A 20409-nucleotide genomic window follows, 5' to 3' on the forward strand; every position below is an offset into this window, starting at 1 on the left:
CTTTGCCCAAGCGAACAGAAGCGCGCTCGTATTCGATGCGGCTCGCGCGTGAAGGTCGTTTTCCACCCATTGCAGACATTCAAACTGGGATGTCGGCGTAGCTCGTCACAGCACCCCGCCCGTCATCCCAACATTCAATGGCAGACCACACAGGCCGGACCGGCGATGCGAAGCCAAAGGCCGCACTTTGCGACATATCACCTCTCGAAAAGCCTCGGCTGCATGCTAAGAGACTCAAAACAGCAAACGGACTGAGGAGCGGCCGGCATGCAAGGCGAAAACAAAAAAGCAGCCCGGTCGGACCTCGACGAAGCCGCACTTTATTTCCACAAGCATCCACGCCCTGGAAAGCTTGAAATCCAGGCAACAAAACCGCTCGGCAACCAGCGCGATCTGGCGCTTGCCTATTCGCCGGGCGTCGCGGCGCCCTGTCTGGAAATCCGCGACAATCCGGCAGCCGCCGCCGACTACACGGCGCGCGCCAATCTGGTTGGTGTCGTCTCCAACGGTACGGCGGTGCTCGGCTTGGGCAATATCGGCCCGCTGGCCTCCAAGCCGGTGATGGAAGGCAAGGCGGTGCTGTTCAAGAAATTCGCCGGCATCGACGTCTTCGACATCGAGATCGACGCGCCTGACATCGAGCGGATGGTCGAGACGATCTCGGCGCTGGAGCCGACCTTCGGCGGCATCAACCTCGAGGACATCAAGGCGCCCGAATGCTTTGAGGTCGAGGAACGGCTGAAGGCGCGCATGGCCATACCGGTCTTCCACGACGACCAGCACGGCACCGCGATCATCGTCGCCGCCGCCGTGCTCAACGGGCTGGAATTTGCCGGCAAGACGATCTCCGACATCAAGATCGTCACCTCTGGCGCCGGGGCAGCGGCACTCGCCTGCCTCAACTTGCTGGTTTTGCTCGGCGCGCGCATCGAAAACATCTGGGTCACCGACCGTTTCGGCGTCGCCTACAAGGGCCGCGTCGACGAAATGGACCGCTGGAAGGACCCCTATGTGAAGGACACCGAGGCGCGCACGCTGGCCGATGTGCTGCCGGGCGCCGACGTGTTCCTGGGCCTTTCGGCCGCCGGCGTGCTGAAACCGGAATTGCTCCAGCACATGGCGCCAAAACCACTGATCCTGGCCTTGGCCAACCCCAACCCCGAGATCATGCCGGAAGCGGCGCGGGCGGCGCGACCCGACGCGATGATCTGCACTGGCCGTTCTGATTTTCCCAACCAGGTCAACAACGTACTCTGCTTTCCTTACATTTTCCGTGGCGCCCTGGACTGCGGCGCCAGCGCCATCAACGAAGAGATGAAGATGGCTGCGGTGCGGGCGATCGCAGCCCTTGCCCGCGAGGAACCGTCTGACGTCGCCGCCCGCGCCTATTCCGGCGAAACGCCGATCTTCGGGCCCGATTTCCTGATCCCCTCGCCGTTCGATCCCAGACTGATCCTGCGCATCGCGCCGGCGGTGGCCAAGGCCGCCTGCGACACCGGCGTCGCGACACGGCCGATCACCGACTTTGCCGCCTATATCGACACGCTCAACCGCTTCGTCTTCCGCTCCGGCCTGGTCATGAAGCCGGTGTTCACGATGGCCAAGACGTCGAGCGCCAAGCGCGTCATCTATGCCGACGGCGAGGACGAACGCGTGCTGCGCGCCGCCCAGGTGGTGCTGGAGGAAGGCATCGCCGAGCCGATCCTGATCGGCCGCCCGCATGTCATCGAAGTCAGGCTGAAACGCTACGGGCTGCGCATCAAGCCGGGCGTCGATTTCGGCCTGATCAATCCCGAGGACGATCCGCGTTATCGCCACTATGTCGACCTTTTGATCGAGCTCGCCGGCCGGCGTGGCGTCACGACGGAGGCCGCGCGCACCATGGTGCGCACCGACAACACGGTGATCGCCGCACTGGCCCTCAAGCGTGGCGACGCCGACGCCATGGTCTGCGGCCTGGAAGGACGGTTTGAGCGGCATTTGCGCAATGTCACCCTGATCATCGGCCCGCGCGCCGGCATCAAGGATCACGACCTGTCGACGCTTTCCATGCTGATCTCGCAGCGCGGAATCATTTTCCTCACCGACACCCATGTCACCGTCGATCCGACCGCCGAGGAGATCGCCGAGATGACGGTGCTGGCGGCCGAAGAAATCCAGCGCTTCGGCATCGAGCCCAAGGCCGCCCTGCTGTCGCATTCGGATTTCGGCTCGCGCGATTCGCCAAGTGCGCTCAAGATGCGGCAGGCAGCGGCGATCCTGGCGCGCATCGCGCCGGACCTGCAATGCGACGGCGAGATGCATGCCGACTCGGCTCTGTCGGAGCCGCTGCGCCAGCGGGTCTATCCGCATTCGCGGCTGAAGGGCGAAGCCAATCTGCTGGTCTTCCCCAATCTCGATTCGGCCAACATCACGCTCACTGCGCTGCGCGCGATGATGGACGCGCTGCATGTCGGCCCGATCCTGCTCGGCACCGACAGGCCGGCGCATATATTGACGCCGTCGGTGACATCGCGCGGCGTCGTCAACATGACGGCGCTCGCGGTGGTCGAAGCGGCCCACAAGGCGCAGGCGGTCGTAACTCTGGGCTAAGGCAATCGCTTCAGGTCTGCGCTGCCCCTCATTGCCCTGCCGGGCATTTCTCCCCGTATAGTGACGGGGAGAAAGACGCCTTCGCAAACGATTTCGCCAATCTCCAGCGTTGCAAAAAGTGTGCCGAGGTTGCGGCCAGCCCCCTTCTCCCCGTCACTATCCGGGGAGATGATGCCGGCAGGCAGATGCGGGGCGGCGCCGACGTTGCATTGGTCACGCCCAACAAAACCCAATTTGACGGGTAAGCTAAATAAACAGTTAACCGCGGACGCGGTAACCTTCGCAACGGACGAGGCAAGCGGAGTTCCGTATGGGCGGAGGGTGGAAGCTGACGCGCGCCGCAGCACTGCTCGGTGCCCTGGCATTGTCAGGCTTTGCCGCCACCGAACTGCAGGCCGCCTCCGGTGTTTGCCGGCAGCTGGAAGCCGATCTCGCGGCCGCTTCGCGCGGTGGCGGCACCAAGCCAGCCCTGCTCAGGAAATATGACGATGCAATCGTGCGGCAGCGCCAGCAGATTTCAAAGGCCGTCAGCCAATCCAGCCGCGCCGGCTGCGGCTTTTCGCCGTCGCGCCGCAACGCCAACGCATGCGCCACACTCGACGCCACCATCGATCGCATGGCAGCCAATCTCGACGGCTTGCAAGCCACGCGCGCTGAACTCGCCGGCGACGGCTCGCACCGCAATCGCGCACGCATATTGGCTTCGCTCGACGCCAATGGCTGCCGCGATGATGCGGCGCCGCCAAAGCCGGCACCGGGCCGCGACGCCAGCCGTGGAACCGGCGAGAAAAACTTGCTCGACCAGCTTTTGGGCAGCGACGCAATTGGACCCGGCGCGTCCGACCGGCCTGAAGAGCCCGATCAAGCCGTGGGTCCGCGCGACATCCGCACCATGCTCGATAATGCCGACGACATGGGCCAGCCGCACGGCGAGTTCCGCACCATGTGCGTGCGCACCTGCGACGGCTATTTCTTCCCGATGTCGAACGCCGCCTCGCTGGGCGATTTCGAGCGCGACCAGAAGAACTGCGATTCGAGTTGCCCCGGCACCGAGATGCAGGTGTTTTATGCGCGCGGCTTCGGCGACGACTCGGGTGGCATGACGTCTTCGGTAACCGGCAGGCCATACAGCGAACTGCCGACCGCCTATCTCTACAAGCAGCCCGCGCGTCCGCCGGCCTGCGGCTGCAACGCCGCGCGAAATTTCGAGATCATTGCCGGCAACCCGCCAAGCCCGAAACAGGCTGCCCCCGCCGACCCCGAGAGTTTGGCCAATGTCGAAGGCCGGCTCGATCGCGAAGCCATCGAGCGCCCCGCCGCAAAACCCTCGCCGACGACCTTGCCGCCGCCGGAACAGCGCAAGGTCAGGGTCGTCGGGCCAACGTTCCTTCCCGACCCAGCAGCGGCAACAGATCTGCAAGCTCCGGCCCCGAGGGCTGGCCCGTAAGCGCCAGCCTGAGCGGCGTGAACAGCGCTTTGCCCTTGCGGCCGGTTGCTTCCCTGATCCTGCCGGTCCACTCCTTCCAGACCGACCCGTTCCAGGGGTCTTCCGGCAAAAGGTCGAAGGCCTGGCGAAGGAACTCGCGGTCGGGGTCGGAAAAGTCCGGCTGCTCCTGCGGGCCGTCGCGAAGTGTGCGCCACCAGATTGCTGCATCGGCCAGCCTGTCGAGATTGCCGCGCACCGCCAGCCAGAACGGCTCCGCCTGTTCGCCGGAAATGCCGAGCACGATCAGCCGGTCGCGCGCCTCGGAAAACGGCATATGGTGCAGCAGCGTGCGATTGAGCACGAAAAGCTCGTCCGGATCGAATTTGGCCGGGGATTTCGATGTCGCCGCCGGATCGAAGCGCTCGGCAAGCTCAGCCATCGTCTGCACCGCGACGACGTTTTCCGAGGTGCCGACGAGCACCGCCAGCGAGGCGACCGCCATCGGCTCGATGCCGGTCTCGCGCAGGCTTTCGATGGACAGCCCGCCGCTCCGCTTCGACAGGCCCTCGCCCGACGCGGTGGTCAAAAGATTGTGGTGGCCAAACACCGGCGGCTCGGCACCCAGCGCCTGGAACAAGGCCAACTGCACGCCGGTATTGGTGACGTGGTCGTCGCCGCGGATGACATGGCTGATCCCCATCTCGATGTCGTCGACCACCGAAGGGAGAGTATAGAGATAGGTGCCGTCCTCGCGCATCAGAACCGGGTCGGAAAGCGAGGCTAGGTCGACGGTTTCCTCGCCGCGCACCAGATCGTTCCAGTGGATTTCGGTGCGCTCCGGCTGCAGCGGATCGCTGGTGAAATTAGGCAGCAGAAAGCGCCAATGCGGCCGGCGGCCGTCGGCCTGGTATTCGGCGACCTGCTCAGCCGTCAGCGTCAGCGCCTCGCGGCCGTAGACCGGCGGCAGGCCGCGCGTGCGGCGCACCTTTCGCCTGAGATCGAGCTCTTCCGGTGTTTCGTAGCAAGCATAGAGAAGGCGCGCCGCCTTCAATTTCTCCACCGCCGCATCGTAAAACTCGAAGCGCCGTGACTGGTATTCCGTGGCGTCGGGAAAGATGCCCAGCCAATGCAGGTCGTAGAGGATGGCGTCGGAGAATTCCTGCGTCGAGCGCGCGACGTCGGTGTCGTCGAAGCGCTGGATGAAGCGGCCCTTGTTGTTCATGGCGAACAGCCAGTTGAACAGCGCAGTGCGGGCATTGCCGATATGAATGCGGCCGGTGGGTGATGGGGCGAAACGGACGGTAACTGTCATGAATGGGGCGTACCGGATGGTTTTGCTGTTGACAAGACACGCCCCCGCGCTTGGCCGCAGACATAAGACATGACGAAGGCGATGAAAAGGCGGCAGCGACGCGCGTTTTAGCGCATCGGCCCGAAAATCGGAACCGATTTGCGGAAAGCACTATCCGCAGATTCAAAGTTGTTGGACGCGCGCGGCGCTGCAAGTCGTCAGATCGCCAGCCCCTTGGTCAATTCGAGCGCCTGGCGCTCGAACAGCCGGCGGTAGATGCCGCCTTGCAGCCGGATCAGTTGATCATGCGAGCCCTCCTCGACAATGCGGCCGCGATCGAACACCAGGAGCCTGTCGAGCGCTCGCACCGTCGAAAGCCGGTGCGCGATGACCAGCGTCGTGCGGCCGACCATCAACCGCTCCATCGCCTGCTGGATCAGCACCTCCGATTCCGAATCGAGGCTCGACGTCGCCTCATCCAGGATGAGGATCCGCGCGTCGGCAAGGAAAGCCCGCGCGATCGCCACCCGCTGGCGCTCGCCGCCCGACAATTTCACGCCGCGCTCGCCGACCAGCGTGCCATAGCCTTTCGGCAGATCGACGATGAAGTCGTGCGCGCTTGCCAGCCGTGCGGCATGCTCGATCTCGGCCTGCGTCGCGCTCGGCCGGGCATAAGCGATGTTTTCGGCCAGCGACCGGTGGAACAGGATCGGCTCCTGCTGGACGATAGCGATCTGCCCGCGCAGCGACGCCTGCGCCACCCCGGAAATATCCTGGCCGTCGATCAGGATCGTTCCCGCGTTCACGTCGTAAAGCCGCTGGATCAGCTTGACGAAGGTCGTCTTGCCCGAACCCGAATGGCCGACCAGCCCGACGCGCTCGCCCGGCGCGATGTCCACCGAAAAGTCGCGATACAGCGGCAGTCGGTGGCTGCCATAATGGAAGGTGACGTTGTCGAAGCTGATGCGGCCGTCGGTGATGCGGATCGGCCTGGCGCCGGGCACATCCTCGATGCCGAGCGGCTCGAACTGGAAGTCGACCAGTTCCTCCATGTCGTTGATCGAGCGCTGCAGATTGCGGATATGCGTGCCGATATCGCGCAAATAGCCTTGCAGCACGAAGAACGAGGTCAGCACGAAGGTGACATCGCCGGCGCTCGCCTGCCCCCACGACCACAAAAGCAGCGAGAAACCGATCACCGCTGTTCGCAGAAGCAGCAGCATCGATCCTTGCGTGGTGCCGTTGATGGTGCCGCGCACCCAGGTGCGGCGCGTGCGGGCGCGCCATCTGGCGACGACCTTGGCGAGGCGTGTTTCCTCGCGTTCCTCGGCGCCAAAGCCCTTGACCACGGCGTTGCAGCTCACCGCATCGGCCAGAGAGCCGCCAAGGCGCGTGTCCCATGCATTGGCAAGCCTTGCCGCGGGCGCGACATAGCCAAGCGACAGCAGCGCCGTCACCGCGATGAACAGCACCGAGCCTGCGGCGACGACAGCACCCATCAGCGGCCAGAACCAGCCGAGCAGCAGCGTCGAGCCGACGAGCATGACGACGGACGGCAGCAGCGCGATCAGGATCGTGTCGTTGAGCAGGTCGAGCGCCCACATGCCGCGGGTTATCTTGCGCACGGTCGATCCGGCGAAGCTGTTGGCGTGCCAGTCGGTGGAGAAACGCTGGACCCGGTGGAAGGCGTCGGCGGCGATATCCGCCATCATCTTCAGGGTCAATTCGACGATGGCCATGAAGGCGAGGTTGCGCAGCACGACACCGGTGAGCGCCAGCGCCACCAGCATCGAAAAGGCCGCCATCGCCGCGTCCCAGGCGACATCGTCGGCCGCAGCACTGCTGGCGACGGCGTCGACCAGCCGGCCGGAATAGAGCGGCGTCAGCACGTCGGCCAAGGTCGACAGCAGGAATGTGCCCATGATGAGCGAAAGCCGCCACGGCTGGCGCCGCCAATGACTGAGCGTGAAGCCAAGGACGCTGCGAAAGGCGCCGGCGCGCAAATCGATCTGAAAACGAGCCATGATGTCATTCGGGCGCAAACGAGCCCGGTCCCGGTAAGGTCGAAATTGAGAAAACCGCGTTGGGCGCGTGAGAGCCCGGGAATGCGGAAGGTTCGGCATATTGGCGGCTCGCCCGAATACGGGCGGCGACCGGCATCGACGAATGCCTGTTGTCAGATTGCCTGGCCATGAAGGTGAAAACCTTCCGGCGCCCTCTGAAACCTAAGCTTCGCGGCCTCGCATAACGATGTCAAATCCTGGCATTCGGTCCTCCCGCAAGGGGATCGCGGAGACGCCTTTATAGAGACGCGTCAACGCCGCGCCAAGCCAGCAGGTTGCCGAAAGCGCATCTGGTCCAACTGGTGAGGCGATTTGCAACAATCGCGGGTTGTGCACTTCCTCGCGGCAGCCATTTTCACAGAGCAAAAAACGGCGATCTATCCGCCGTCCCTGAACCGGTTGGTGATGGGATAACGGCGGTCGCGGCCGAAATTCTTTTTGGTGATCTTCACGCCCGGCGCTGCCTGCCGGCGCTTGTATTCGGCAATGTAGAGCAGGTGCTCGATGCGCGTCACCGTTGCCCGGTCGTGGCCGCGGGCGACGATCTCGTCGACACCCATCTCGTTCTCGACCAGACACTCCAATATGTCGTCCAGCACAGGATAGGGCGGCAGCGAATCCTGATCCGTCTGGTTCTCGCGCAGTTCCGCCGACGGCGCCTTGTCGATGATGTTGTTCGGGATCACCTCGCCGGAAGGGCCCAGCGCACCCGGCGGCACATGCGTATTGCGCCAGCGCGCCAGCGCATAGACCTGCATCTTGTAGAGGTCTTTTATCGGGTTGAAGCCGCCATTCATGTCGCCGTAGAGCGTGGCGTAGCCGACCGACATCTCGCTCTTGTTGCCGGTGGTGACCACCATCGAGCCGAACTTGTTGGAGATCGCCATCAAAATGGTGCCGCGCGCGCGGCTCTGCAGGTTTTCCTCGGTGATGCCTTGCTTGGTGCCCTCGAAAAGCTGCGTCAGCGTATGCAGGAATCCGTCGACCGGCTCGAAGATCGGCACGATGTCGTAACGGCAGCCGAGCGCGCGGGCGCAATCCTCGGCGTCTTTAAGCGAGTCCTTAGAAGTGTAGCGGTAGGGCATCATCACGGCGCGCAGCCGCTCCTCGCCGAGCGCATCGACGGCAAGTGCGGCGCAGATCGCCGAATCGATGCCGCCGGAAAGCCCGAGCACGACATTCCTGAAACCGTTCTTGTTGACGTAGTCGCGCAGGCCCAGCATGCAGGCGCGGTAATCGGCCTCCTCCTTTTCCGGGATTTTTGACATCGGTCCTTCGGAGCAGACCCAGCCATCAGGACCATTTCCAAGTTGCGCGCCCGCCGCGGCGTTATTTCTATTTTGCGCGCCTGCGGCGGCGCGGTTGCGCTTCCAGGTGGTGACGTTGACCGTTTCCTCGAACTGGCTCATCTGGAAGGCCAGCGTCTTGTCGGCGCCGATGGCAAACGACGCGCCGTCGAAGATCAGTTCGTCCTGGCCGCCAAGCTGATTGGCGTAGATGATCGGCAACCCGCATTCGATGACCTGGCGGATGACAATCTGGTGGCGAACATCGACCTTGCCGCGATAATAGGGCGAGCCGTTCGGCACCAGCAGGATTTCCGCGCCGCTTTCGGCCAGCGTCTCGCAGACGCCGACATCGCCCCAAATATCTTCGCAGATCGGAATTCCCAGGCGCACGCCGCGAAAATTGACCGGCCCCTGGATTTCAGGGCCGGCCTGGAAGACGCGCTTCTCGTCGAATTCGCCGTAGTTCGGCAGATCGAGCTTGTAGCGCTCGGCAAGGATCTTGCCGCCATCGGCAAAGATGATCGAATTGTGCGTGCCGCTCTTGCGCTTCAGCGGCGTGCCGATGATGACGCCCGGCCCGCCATCGGCAGTGTCGCCAGCGAAATCCTGCGCCGCCTGCTCGCAGGCCTTCAGGAACGCCGGCTTCAGCACCAGATCCTCGGGCGGATAACCGGCGAGGAAAAGCTCGGTGAACAGCACGAGGTCGGCGCCTTGTCGAGCGGCATCCGCCCTCGCCTCGCGCGCCTTGGCGAGGTTGCCGGCGACATCGCCAACCGTTGGATTGAGTTGGGCGACGGCGATGCGCAATATGTCGGAAGCGGTCTTGTCGATCATGCCTGCTGACTTAGCGCGACGGAATTGGCCGGGCAATGGCGTTTGCTTGGACCACCCCGGACCGAATGACCTATGTCATTCGTGTCCAGACCGAATGACCTAGGTCATTCGTAAGACCGATCGGACCGCCGGATACCGATCGCGTCCTATTCGCCCATATATTCGCGCAATGCCTGCGGCGAATGGTTTTCGCCGATCGACATCGCCAGGATGCGCGAAATATGCCGGCGCGGCAGCCCGGTGTCCGCCGCCCAGGCATTGATCTGGTTCTGGATCTTGTCGAGATCGCGCTTCGAGGTCGGGTGTTCGGCGATGTCCAGGCCGGCGTCGCGCAGTGCGGCCGCCATGTCGCCTGAGATGATGAAGGCGTCCCACTCCAGCCACCTCAAAAAATACTGGCCGGTATTGCCGCCGAGCCGGCTGCCATGCTTGCCGAGATAGGCCATCAGTCCAGCCTGGTCGTCTTCTGGCCAGTCGGCGAGGAACCTGCCAAAGCCGCCGTGCTCCTTCGACACACGCTCGACGAAAGCCGCGTTGTCGCGAACCGACTTGATCTTCTGCGGATTGCGCACGATGCGCTCGTCGGCCGTCAGTTCGTGCCAGAAATCGTCAGGCTGGAACAACAGCCGCTTCGGCTCGAAGCCGAGGAACGCTTGTTCGAAACCCGGCCATTTCTGCTCGATGACGCGCCAGACGAATCCGGCGGCGAAAACACGCTCGGCCATCGTCGACAGGATGCGATCATCGGAAATGTCAGCCACCGCGGCATTGTCGGGCATCGGCCCCAGCAGCGATGCCAGCACCGCTTCCCCGCCCTTGCGTTTGGCCGCGCGGGCGCGGATTTTCTGAAAATCCATCATTGTTTCCTCACCCTGTCGCGTCAATCTACCACTTCCCGCACGAACCGGCAGCCTCTAGGTCTATGCGGACGCTGACGACGGAGGCGACAATGAACAAGACGATCGAAGATCTGGCAAACCGCTGGCTGCGGCGAAGGCCGGATGGCCTAAGCCAGGTCGAGAGCCAGGTGCTGCAAAGCACGCTCGAACGCACCACGATCGCGAAGGACACCAACAAGGCCGTCGCTTTTCACCAGACGTTTGGCGACCGCCTCGCCGATACCATCGCCCGGATCGGCGGTTCGTGGTCCTTCATCCTGGTCTTCATCGCCTTCCTGATCCTGTGGACGTCAGGCAATGCCTGGCTTTTGTCGCGCGACGCCTTCGATCCCTATCCCTTCATTTTCCTCAACCTTATCCTGTCGATGGTCGCTGCGCTGCAGGCGCCGGTGATCATGATGGCGCAGAACCGCCAGGCCGAGCGCGACCGCATCGACGCCGCCCACGACTACGAGGTCAATCTCAAGGCCGAGATCGAGATCATGGCGCTGCATGAGAAGCTGGACGAACTGCGCCACAGCCAGATCGTTGGCATGCGCGACGAGATCGCGCAGCTGGCCGAACAGGTGAAGCGGATCGACGATATCTTGTCGAAGCAGCGGACGCCTTCATGACGGATGCCATCCATAATCTCATCGAGCAATACGGGCTGATTGCCGTCTTTCTGGGCTGTGTCGCCGAGGGCGAAAGTGCCGCCCTCCTCGGCGGGTTTTTCGCGCATCAGCATGTTTTCGTCCTGTGGCAGGCGTTCCTGGCGGCGGCCATCGGCGCCTTTGCCGGCGACAGCTGTTTCTTTATCCTCGGACGAAGCTTCGCCGACCATCCGTTCGTGGTCAAACTGAAGGGCCGGCCGGGTTTCAGCCACGCCTATCGTCTTGTCTCCACCCATCCCGACATTTTCGTGCTGACGAACCGCTTTATCTATGGCCTGCGCCTTGTCGGCGGCATCGCGGCCGGATTGTCCGGCATGGCCGTGACGCGCTTTGTCATTCTCAACGCCATTTCGTCGATGGTCTGGGCCGGATTGTTCACCACCGTCGGCTATGTGTTCGGGCTGGGCGCGGAGCGCATCGTCGGCCAGGCGCTGGTCCGTCACGAGCGATTGTTGATCGCCCTGGCGATTGGCCTGGCAGCAGCGATCCTCGCCTGGTTCATCGCTCATACCATTGCCAAGAAGGAGCGTAGCAAGGAGACGTGATGATCAGTCGATGCCGAGCGCCCGGTCGCCGCGATCAAGGATCAGCGGGATGATCAGGTCTTCCTCGTCGGCAAGGTGCCGGGTCAGCATGGCGATCAGCCGGCTGTTCTCGTCGGCATAGGCATCGGCGGTAAAGCGCTGCTTGTCCTCGCTCTCGCTTAGCGTGCGGATGAAAGCGTTTGCCGCTTCGGCATTGCGCTCCAGCCCTTCATGGATCGTATGATGATCGGCATCGAGAATCTCGAAGCCGCGCTTCAGCCGGGTCTCGGCCTTGGCGAAGACCGGAAAATAATGGATATCCTCGACATTATGGTGGCCGTCGAGGTGCCCAAGAAAATGGTTGAGCCGCGGCGCGAACCAGCCCGCGAACTCCGGCGCCGTCAGCCTGCCCTCGCGATAGTCGTCAGTGCCGTTGGTCAGCATGCCGCCGAGCTCGCGGAACATGTCGTGCCGCTGCAGCCACATAGTGGCGATGCCATGGATATTGGCGTGGCCCTGCCATACCTCGCGCGGGTATTTTTCAGCCAGCCAGCGCAAATCGTCCGGCAGGCCTGCGCGTTCGAGCAGCAGGGAATCGGCGGTCATGTCGGTCTCCTCAGACCATGATCCCGGAAAGTGGATACCGGTTTTCGGAACAGATCATGGGATCAGGTTGTGGTGACCGGCATGTAGGGGTTTGATGGCTAGATCGGTAGCCCCATGATTCGCTCGATGATGGCGATGCCCCAGACGCCGGCAACGATCACCACCGAAATCAGCACCGCCAGCGAACCGCAGTCCTTGGCGAGCTGGATATCGACGTTGAACTCCCGGCTGAACGCATCGCATGCGGCCTCGATGCCGGTGTTCAGCACTTCGACCATGATCAGCAGCAGCACCGCGCCGATCAGCAGCGCATAGCCGCGCCACGACACCGAAACAAACCAGCCGAGCGGCAGCGCCAGCACGAGCAGCATCAGCTCCTGCTGGAAGGCTTTTTCGCTGGAAGCCAATTTGCGAAATGCCCGCACTGAATTGTAGAAAGCATCGATCAGCCGCTGCATGCCAAACCTTTCCGAACCACCGGCAGGGGATAGCGCAATGGCCGGATCAAGGGAATAAGGCGATCGCTGCAAAAATCGTTTGCCGGCGAGCTTGTCACTCATCGGCGACCTTGATCGACGACGTCGACTTTTCGAACTGCGGCAGCCCATCGTCGATCATGTAGTAGTCGCCCTTGTCGCCGACGAATATGTGGCATTGGCCCTGAAGTCCGGTGGGCTTGTCGAACAGTCCGGCGAGAACCGAGACATATTCATCATCCTGCGGCTTCCAGAACAGCAACGAGCCGCATGTCTTGCAGAAACCGCGCCTGGCAAACGACGATGCTTGGTACCAGGTGATGCTTTCCGCGCCCATAATCGTGATGTCTGCGTTGGCAACATTGGTTGCAGCGTAGAAATGCCCGCTCTGCTTCCGGCATTGCGAGCAGTGGCAGTAGATGACGCCGCGCAAGGCCCCTCGCGTCTTGAACCGCACAGCCCCGCACAGGCAAGAGCCGCTATGTGTGTTGTCCATCTCGGGCCTCCCGACGCAGCCGTGATCCTCGGCGTCCCTTGCCAGGATTCCAGTTTTGCAGCGGCCGTGCTCAAGCGAATGCGACATTCGACGGGCGTGTTCCGCACAGCACGGTTTGGACAAAGCGGCAGGCCGCGCCAACAGCCTCTCGACGGTCCGCCAATTGTTAAAGCAACACCTTTCCATATGAATTTTTGTGCGATATATTTTCATCAGAAAGGAGACGCTGCCGACAATGCAACCCAATCTCGCCGCCAACACGGCCGAAAATGCAGTGCTGACCAAGGCGACGCTGCGCGCCGCCGACCTGCTGGACATTACCGCCAGGATGCTGGCCTCCATCATCGGGGTTTCGGAAGCCACGGTTTCGCGCATGCGCAGGCAGGAATTCCTGCTGGAGCGTGGAACCAAGCCGTTCGAGCTTGCCGTGCTGTTCGTCCGCCTGTTCCGCTCGCTCGACGCCATTGTCGGCGGCGACGAGACCGTCGCCCGGGCATGGCTGAAGAATGCCAACACGGCCTTCGATGGCACCCCGCTCGAAAAAATCGTGACGATATCAGGGCTTGTCGATGTCATCGCCTATCTGGACTCCCGACGCGCTCTCGTCTGAAGCCGCCAAACGAGGTGGCAAGCATGGGCTCGATGGCAAATACTGGCGCATCGTCGAGGCGCAGCACCGCGTCTCGACATTGAAAGTCGTTGACACGCTCGACGAGCAGGCCGTCCTCGAAGACCTGATCGAGGAAACCAAGCCGCAAATCCCCTTGGAATGCCGGCATCTGCATTATCTCCTGGCAACGCCCTTCCGCTACGGCTCGATCTATCCGCACGGTTCGCGCTTCCGCCGCGCCGGCAGGACCAAGGGCGTCTACTATGCGGCGGAAACCATTATGACCGCCGTCTCTGAGATGGCTTTTTACCGCCTGCTGTTCTTCGCCGAATCGCCGGCTACGCCGTGGCCACGCGACGCCGCCGAATACACCGCCTTCGCCGCAGCGATACGCAGCACAAAGGTGATCGACCTGACGCGGCCGCCGCTCGACCGCGACGCAGCGGCGTGGACGCACCCGACCGACTATGCGGCCTGCCAAAATATTGCCGATGTCGCGCGCGAAGCCGGGCTGGAGGCGATCCGCTATCGCTCCGTGCGCGACCCGAAAGGCGCTAACGTGGCGCTGCTGGCATGCAGCGGCTTTGCCAAGCCGAAACCGCTGGAACCCCACACCTGGCGCATCCGGCTGGGCGCCTTCGGCGTGCAGGCGATCTGCGAGTTCCCGCAAAACCGGATCGAGTTTTCCAGGACGGCGTTTGCCGCCGATCCCCGGCTCAACGGACTGCGCTGGGAGCGCGGCCGCTAGCCGGATCCTGACTAAAAACCGACGGGTGCGTAGCGCAGCAGCGTCACGCCCTGGGTTAGGCTTTCCTTACCAAGCGGCTTCAAGCTCAGCGACAGGCCGGACTTGAAATACGGCTTGCCGCCGCCAAGCACGACCGGGTGGATGTAGAGCCGGTACTCGTCGATCAGACCGGAGCGTGCGAGATGCAAGACCTAATCGATGACGACTGAAATCAGCCGTTGACGGCCTGCTTGTGCTGGACCGGGTGGCTTTTCTTGAGCAGGTCCGAGACCAGGAACGCCAGTTCGATCGCCTGGTCGGCGTTGAGGCGCGGGTCGCAATGGGTGTGGTAGCGGTCCTGCAATTCCTCGGCGGTGATGGCGCGGGCGCCACCGGTGCATTCGGTGACGTTCTTGCCGGTCATCTCGATATGGATGCCGCCCGGATGCGTGCCTTCGGCGCGATGCACCTCGAAGAAGCTCTGCACCTCCTTCAGGATGCGGTCGAACGGCCGTGTCTTGTAGCCGGCGGCCTCGATCGTGTTGCCATGCATCGGGTCCGACGACCACACCACGCTGCGACCTTCCTTCTGCACTGCGCGCACCAGCTTCGGCAGATGCTCGGCGACCTTGTCGGAGCCGAAGCGCGCGATCAGCGTCAGCCGGCCGGGCTCGTTTTCCGGATTGAGCAGGTCGATGAGCTGCAACAAGCCGTCCGGCGTCAGCGACGGGCCGCATTTCAGGCCCAGCGGGTTCTTGATGCCACGGCAGTATTCGACATGGGCATGGTCGGGCTGGCGGGTGCGATCGCCGATCCAGATCATGTGGCCGGAGGTTGCATACCAGTCGCCCGAGGTCGAATCGACGCGGGTCAGCGCCTCCTCGTAGCCGAGCAGCAGCGCCTCGTGGCTGGTGTAGAAGTCGGTCTCGCGCAGCGCGTAATTGGTCTCCGAGGTGATGCCGACAGCCTTCATGAAGTCCATCGTCTCGGTGATGCGGTTGGCGAGCGACTCGTATTTCTCGCCCTGCGGGCTGTCGGACACGAAGCCGAGCATCCATTGATGCACGTTCTCCAGGCTGGCGTAGCCGCCCTGCGCAAAAGCGCGCAACAGGTTGAGCGTCGCCGCCGACTGGCGGTAGGCCATCTCCTGGCGTGCGGGATCGGGAATGCGTGACTTGGCGTCGAACTCGATGCCGTTGATGATGTCGCCGCGATAGCTGGGCAGTGTCACGCCGCCCTTGGTCTCGGCGTCCGACGAGCGCGGCTTGGCGAACTGGCCGGCAACACGGCCGACCTTCACCACCGGCTGCGCGCCGGCGAAGGTCAGCACCACGGACATCTGCAGGAAGACGCGGAAGAAGTCGCGGATGTTGTCCGCGCCATGTTCGGCAAAACTCTCGGCGCAATCGCCGCCCTGCAGAAGGAATGCGTCACCGGCAGCGACGGTCGCAAGCTGCTTCTTCAGCTTGCGTGCCTCACCTGCAAAAACCAGCGGTGGAAAGGTGGCGAGTTGGGCTTCCGTGTTCTTCAGCGCGGCAAGATCCGGATAGGCAGGAACCTGCTGGATCGGCTTTGCTCTCCACGAATTCGGCGACCATTTCGTCATCGTTGCACCCAAAATTCTTTCCAGCGGGTGCTGTCGCCCGCCATTTCGCCCCAATATGGGGATCGCGGCTCCATACACGAAGCCGATTTCCTATTCTAGACCGGAATTTCGGTGGTGGCGAATGGCACAAGCTCGCCGCCTGTCTTTCCTTCTCCCCTTGTGGGAGAAGGTGGATTGGCGCGCAGCGCCAAGACGGATGAGGGGTGTTGGCCGGAGCGCGGTTTTGCCAAGCTGGAACACCCCTCATCCGACCGCTTCGCGGCCACCTTCTCCCACAAGGGGAGAAGGGGGAGCCGGCCGAGCCGCGCTAAGCCGCCTTCTCCACCAGCCTTGCCAGCTGCGTCATGACGACCGCTGAACCGGCCAGCCGCTTTTCAGGTGTCGGCCAGTCGCGGACGAAAACGACGCTGTGGTCCGGCCGGATCTTGGCCAGCGAACCCTGCTCGCCGATGAAGGTGACCAGCCCGACGGGGTTGGAGAACTCGCGCTTGCGGAAATGGATGACGACGCCCTTTGGTCCGGCATCGAGCTTTTCGACATTGGCCTTGCGGCACAGCGCCTTGATGAAGACGATCTTCAAGAGATGCTTCACTTCCTCCGGCAGCGGTCCGAACCGGTCGATCAGCTCGGCGCCGAAAGCGTCGATCTCCTCGGTGTTTTCGAGATCGCCGAGGCGGCGGTAGAGCGCCAGCCGCAGCTGCAGGTCCGGAACATAGTTTTCGGGGATCATCACCGCCGTGCCGACGGCGATCTGCGGCGACCAGCCGCCATCCTGCACCTCGCCGGAATCCTTGACCTCGGCGACGGCCTCTTCCAGCATCTGCTGGTAGAGCTCGAAGCCGACCTCCTTGATATGGCCGGACTGCTCCTCGCCGAGAAGATTGCCGGCACCTCGGATGTCGAGATCGTGGCTGGCGAGCTGGAAACCGGCGCCGAGCGTGTCGAGCGACTGCAGCACTTTCAGCCGGCGCTCGGCGGTATCGGTCAGCTTGCGGTTGGCCGGCAGCGTGAACAGCGCATAGGCGCGCACCTTCGAGCGGCCGACGCGGCCGCGCAGCTGGTAGAGCTGCGACAGGCCGAACATGTCGGCGCGATGCACGATCAGCGTGTTGGCGGTCGGGATATCGAGGCCGGATTCGACGATGGTGGTCGACAACAGCACGTCGTACTGGCCGTCGTAGAAGGCGTTCATGATGTCGTCGAGCTCGCCGGGCGGCATCTGGCCGTGAGCGACAGCCACCTTTAGTTCGGGCACGGATTCACGAAGGAAATCATGAATTTCCGCCAGATCGCTGATGCGTGGCACGACATAGAAGGAATGACCGCCGCGGTAGCGTTCCCGCAGCAGGGTCTCGCGAATGACCAGCGGGTCGAAAGGCGAGATGAAGGTGCGCACCGCCAGGCGGTCGACCGGCGGCGTGGCGATCAGCGACAGTTCGCGCACCCCGGTCAATGCCAGTTGCAGCGTGCGCGGGATCGGCGTTGCCGACAGCGTCAGCACATGCACGTCGCTCTTCAGGTCCTTCAGCCGTTCCTTGTGCTTGACGCCAAAATGCTGTTCCTCGTCGATGATCAACAGGCCGAGATTCTTGAACGAGATCGACGAGCCGAGCAGCGCGTGAGTGCCGATGACGATGTCGACGGTGCCGTCGGCGATGCCTTTCTTGGCCTCCGCCAGTTCCTTGGCGCCGACCAGCCGCGAGGCCTGGGCGACGCGGATCGGCACGCCGGAGAAGCGCTGCGAGAAGGTCTTGAAATGCTGGCGCGACAGCAGCGTCGTCGGCACCACCACCGCGACCTGAAAGCCTTCCATCGCCGCAATGAAGGCGGCACGAAGTGCCACCTCGGTCTTGCCGAAGCCGACATCGCCGCAGATCAGCCGATCCATCGGCTTGCCGGCGCCCAGGTCGCCCATGACCGAATCGATCGCCGTCTGCTGGTCGTCGGTCTCCTCATAGGGAAACCGCGCGGCGAATTCGTCATAGAGACCGTCTGCCGGCACCAGCGAAGGGGCAGCGCGCATCTGCCGCTCGGCGGCGATGCGGATCAACTGTCCGGCCATGTCGAGCAGGCGTTTCTTCAGCCGCGCTTTTCTGGACTGCCAGGCGCCGCCGCCAAGCTTGTCCAATGTCGCCTCAGTCGAATCCGAGCCATAGCGCGACAAAAGCTCGATGTTCTCCACCGGCAGGAACAGCCGGTCGTCGCCGGCGTAATGGATTTCGAGGCAATCATGCGGCGCGCCGACCGCCTCGATGGTGCGCAGCCCGATGAAGCGGCCAATACCGTGGTCGCTATGGACGACGATGTCGCCGGAGGACAAAGCCGAGGCCTCGGCGATGAAATCGGAAGGGCGCTTCTTGCGCTTCGAGCGACGGATGAGCCGGTCGCCCAGAATGTCCTGCTCGGCGACGACGACCAGTTTCTCGGTCTCGAAGCCGGATTCGAGCGGCAGCACGGCAAGTCCCGCCTGTCCCGGTTCGAGCTTTTCCGCCTCGGCCAGCGTAGCCACCGGCTCGAGGCTGCCGAGATGATGCTCGGCCAGGATCTGGCCGAGCCGGTCGAGCGAACCTTCGGTCCAGCCGGCGACGACGACGCGGCGGCGGGCGGCGCGCTCGTCGCCAATGTGTTTTACAACGACGTCGAAGACGTTGACGTTGGGGTCGGCGCGTTCCTCGACGAAGCTGCGGCCGTGCCGCGACCCGGCATGGTAGATTTTCCTGGCGCCGGCGTCGGGCGCGTCGAACGGCGTGAAGTCGATCGCCTCGCGCGGGCCAAGCGAGGCGATGAGGTTTTCCGGCGACAGATAAAGCAGGTCGGGCGGCACCGGCTTGTAGGGGACGGCGTCCTTCAGCGCGCCGTCGGCCTGCTTCCTGCGCGCCTCGTAATGGTCGAGGATCAGCGCATGGCGCTCGGCCAGTGCCTCATGTGCCAGATGGTCGAACACGACAGCCGTGTCCGGCAGATAGTCGAACACCGTCTCCAGCCGCTCGTAGAAGAACGGCAGCCAGTGCTCCATGCCGGCAAAACGCCGTCCCTCGCTGACCGCCGCATAGAGCCCATCGTCACGCGAGGGCGCGCCAAAAGCGTCGATGTAGGAGCGGCGGAAGCGGCTGATGGTCTCCGGCGTCAGCGCCACTTCGCTCATCGCCTGCAGCGCCATCGACTTGCGCTGGCCGGTGGTGCGCTGCGTGGCGGCGTCGAAGACGCGGATCGATTCCAGCGTATCGCCGAAGAAATCGAGCCGCAGCGCTTCCGTCCAGCCCGGCGCCAACAGGTCCAGAATGCCGCCGCGCACGGCGAACTCGCCGACGCCGCGCACGGTCGGCACCCGCTCGAAGCCTGATATCTCCAACCGCGACGCCAGTGCGTTCATGTCGATCTGGTTGCCGGGTTTGGCGTGAAATGTCTGCGCCTCGACAAGGCTTGCCGGCGGAATGCGCTGCAGCAGCGCGTTGGCAGTGGTCAGGATGACGGCGCGGTGCGGATTTTTTGCCAACGCGATCATCGCGGTGAGCGCGTCCAGTCGCCGCGCGGCTGCATCCGGGCCGGGCGAAACGCGGTCATAGGGCAGACAATCCCAGGCCGGCAGTTCGAGCACCGGCAGGCCAGGCGCGGCGAAGGAAAGCGCCTCGACGATCGAAGGCAGGCGCTGGCCGTCGCGTGCCACGAACAGCACCGGCTTGTCGGGCGCGATCTCGTGCGCGGCCTGCACCAGCGCGAAGGCTTCGTAACCGTCGGCGACGCCGTCGACGATGAACTGGCCGGCGCGGCCTTTCGGCAGGCCGATTGTGGGGATCAGGCTCATGAAATCACGTATTTCAGAATGTCATCGCCTGGCGCGACGCCAGGATTTTTTGCAGGACGGCACAGTCGATGTCAGCCGGAATCGGCCGCTCGCCGGTGATCACGGGCAGGAATTCGGTATCGGCAATTTCGAGGAGCCTCTCATATTGGTCGAGTTCGTCGCCGGTCAAGGCGCCGATCTCGGCGTCGGCGAAACTGCCGAGAATAAGGTCCATTTCGCGCATGCCGCGATGCCAGGATCGAAACAGAAGCTTGCGGCGGCGGGCGTCGAGCCCCTCGCTTGATCGTCTCGTTCCGGTCATTGTCCAGCATCCTTGCCTGAAGCGGCGCATATAGCGTGGATAGAGCGCGGTGTCAGCCTTGCAACGGTCCGGTGGGTGTCTAACATCCCGGTGTGACATACACTCCTGACACCGTCGGCGCTAAGACCCCCCTCTGTCCTGCCGGACATCTCCCCCTCAAGGGGGGAGATTTGCCGTCGCGACTGATTTCGCCAATCTCCACCGCTGCAGG

16 protein-coding genes and 1 pseudogene are annotated in these 20409 nt (G+C 63.3%); 6 read left to right on the plus strand and 11 right to left on the minus strand.

What is annotated here, in order from left to right:
* Positions 1 to 267 precede the first annotated feature (267 nt).
* Entirely contained in the window at positions 268 to 2592 is a 2325-nt protein-coding gene (locus AC0L2V_RS15110; protein WP_027155125.1) for an NADP-dependent malic enzyme, read from the plus strand.
* 310 nt (positions 2593 to 2902) lie between these two features.
* The gene (locus tag AC0L2V_RS15115; protein ID WP_473508543.1) at positions 2903 to 4039 is read left to right on the plus strand and encodes a DUF2865 domain-containing protein; all 1137 of its coding nucleotides are present in this window, start codon (positions 2903 to 2905) and stop codon (positions 4037 to 4039) included.
* Here the strand turns inward: AC0L2V_RS15115 and gltX are convergent.
* The 4 genes from gltX to AC0L2V_RS15135 all read right to left on the minus strand — a co-directional run bounded on the left by gltX (position 3957) and on the right by AC0L2V_RS15135 (position 10355).
* Positions 3957 to 5330, minus strand: coding sequence for a glutamate--tRNA ligase (gene gltX, locus AC0L2V_RS15120; RefSeq protein WP_287319591.1), 1374 nt, complete (start codon positions 5328 to 5330; stop codon positions 3957 to 3959). The genes AC0L2V_RS15115 and gltX overlap by 83 nt on opposite strands.
* A gap of 197 nt (positions 5331 to 5527) precedes the next feature.
* Positions 5528 to 7333 carry an ABC transporter ATP-binding protein gene (locus AC0L2V_RS15125; RefSeq protein WP_236392356.1) on the minus strand — a complete coding sequence of 602 codons (1806 nt, stop codon included), beginning with the start codon at positions 7331 to 7333 and terminating at the stop codon, positions 5528 to 5530.
* A 416-nt stretch (positions 7334 to 7749) separates the two neighbouring features.
* Complete coding sequence (locus tag AC0L2V_RS15130) at positions 7750 to 9495, minus strand: NAD+ synthase (RefSeq protein WP_473508544.1); 1746 nt, start codon at positions 9493 to 9495, stop codon at positions 7750 to 7752.
* Positions 9496 to 9641: 146 nt separating this feature from the next.
* A complete protein-coding gene (locus AC0L2V_RS15135; protein WP_473508545.1) occupies positions 9642 to 10355 on the minus strand; it encodes a DNA-3-methyladenine glycosylase I in 714 nt (237 codons plus the stop codon).
* 89 nt (positions 10356 to 10444) lie between these two features.
* Between AC0L2V_RS15135 and AC0L2V_RS15140 the strand changes: the two genes are divergently transcribed.
* On the plus strand, positions 10445 to 11008 hold the full coding sequence (locus AC0L2V_RS15140) for a DUF1003 domain-containing protein (protein ID WP_091593994.1): 564 nt from the start codon (positions 10445 to 10447) through the stop codon (positions 11006 to 11008).
* Positions 11005 to 11592: a DedA family protein gene (locus AC0L2V_RS15145; RefSeq protein ID WP_473508546.1), complete on the plus strand. Its 588-nt coding sequence runs from the start codon at positions 11005 to 11007 to the stop codon at positions 11590 to 11592. Before AC0L2V_RS15140 ends, AC0L2V_RS15145 begins: the two co-directional genes overlap by 4 nt.
* Before the next feature lie 3 nt (positions 11593 to 11595).
* Here AC0L2V_RS15145 and AC0L2V_RS15150 read toward each other — a convergent pair whose 3' ends face one another.
* The 3 genes from AC0L2V_RS15150 to AC0L2V_RS15160 form a co-directional block, all read right to left on the minus strand.
* On the minus strand, positions 11596 to 12177 hold the full coding sequence (locus AC0L2V_RS15150) for a hemerythrin domain-containing protein (protein ID WP_473508547.1): 582 nt from the start codon (positions 12175 to 12177) through the stop codon (positions 11596 to 11598).
* A gap of 98 nt (positions 12178 to 12275) precedes the next feature.
* A complete protein-coding gene (locus tag AC0L2V_RS15155) occupies positions 12276 to 12635 on the minus strand; it encodes a diacylglycerol kinase (protein ID WP_091593617.1) in 360 nt (119 codons plus the stop codon).
* Positions 12636 to 12729: 94 nt separating this feature from the next.
* Positions 12730 to 13149 (minus strand): GFA family protein, encoded by a 420-nt coding sequence (locus tag AC0L2V_RS15160; RefSeq protein WP_473517097.1) that lies wholly within the window; start codon positions 13147 to 13149, stop codon positions 12730 to 12732.
* A 235-nt stretch (positions 13150 to 13384) separates the two neighbouring features.
* Between AC0L2V_RS15160 and AC0L2V_RS15165 the strand changes: the two genes are divergently transcribed.
* Positions 13385 to 13759: an MbcA/ParS/Xre antitoxin family protein gene (locus AC0L2V_RS15165; protein WP_091593990.1), complete on the plus strand. Its 375-nt coding sequence runs from the start codon at positions 13385 to 13387 to the stop codon at positions 13757 to 13759.
* On the plus strand, positions 13719 to 14507 hold the full coding sequence (locus AC0L2V_RS15170) for an RES family NAD+ phosphorylase (RefSeq protein ID WP_473508549.1): 789 nt from the start codon (positions 13719 to 13721) through the stop codon (positions 14505 to 14507). Before AC0L2V_RS15165 ends, AC0L2V_RS15170 begins: the two co-directional genes overlap by 41 nt.
* An 11-nt stretch (positions 14508 to 14518) precedes the next feature.
* Here AC0L2V_RS15170 and AC0L2V_RS15175 read toward each other — a convergent pair.
* The 4 genes and pseudogenes from AC0L2V_RS15175 to AC0L2V_RS15190 all read right to left on the minus strand — a co-directional run.
* A pseudogene (locus tag AC0L2V_RS15175) lies at positions 14519 to 14689 on the minus strand (dihydrofolate reductase family protein); the annotation flags it as partial.
* A 29-nt stretch (positions 14690 to 14718) separates the two neighbouring features.
* Positions 14719 to 16092 carry a class II 3-deoxy-7-phosphoheptulonate synthase gene (locus tag AC0L2V_RS15180; protein WP_091593609.1) on the minus strand — a complete coding sequence of 458 codons (1374 nt, stop codon included), beginning with the start codon at positions 16090 to 16092 and terminating at the stop codon, positions 14719 to 14721.
* Between the two features lie 307 nt (positions 16093 to 16399).
* A complete protein-coding gene (mfd, locus tag AC0L2V_RS15185) occupies positions 16400 to 19897 on the minus strand; it encodes a transcription-repair coupling factor (RefSeq protein ID WP_473520519.1) in 3498 nt (1165 codons plus the stop codon).
* Between the two features lie 13 nt (positions 19898 to 19910).
* Positions 19911 to 20198 (minus strand): FAD assembly factor SdhE, encoded by a 288-nt coding sequence (locus AC0L2V_RS15190; RefSeq protein WP_128169001.1) that lies wholly within the window; start codon positions 20196 to 20198, stop codon positions 19911 to 19913.
* Positions 20199 to 20409 lie beyond the last annotated feature (211 nt).

The sequence above is a fragment of the Mesorhizobium sp. WSM4814 genome (assembly GCF_055811595.1).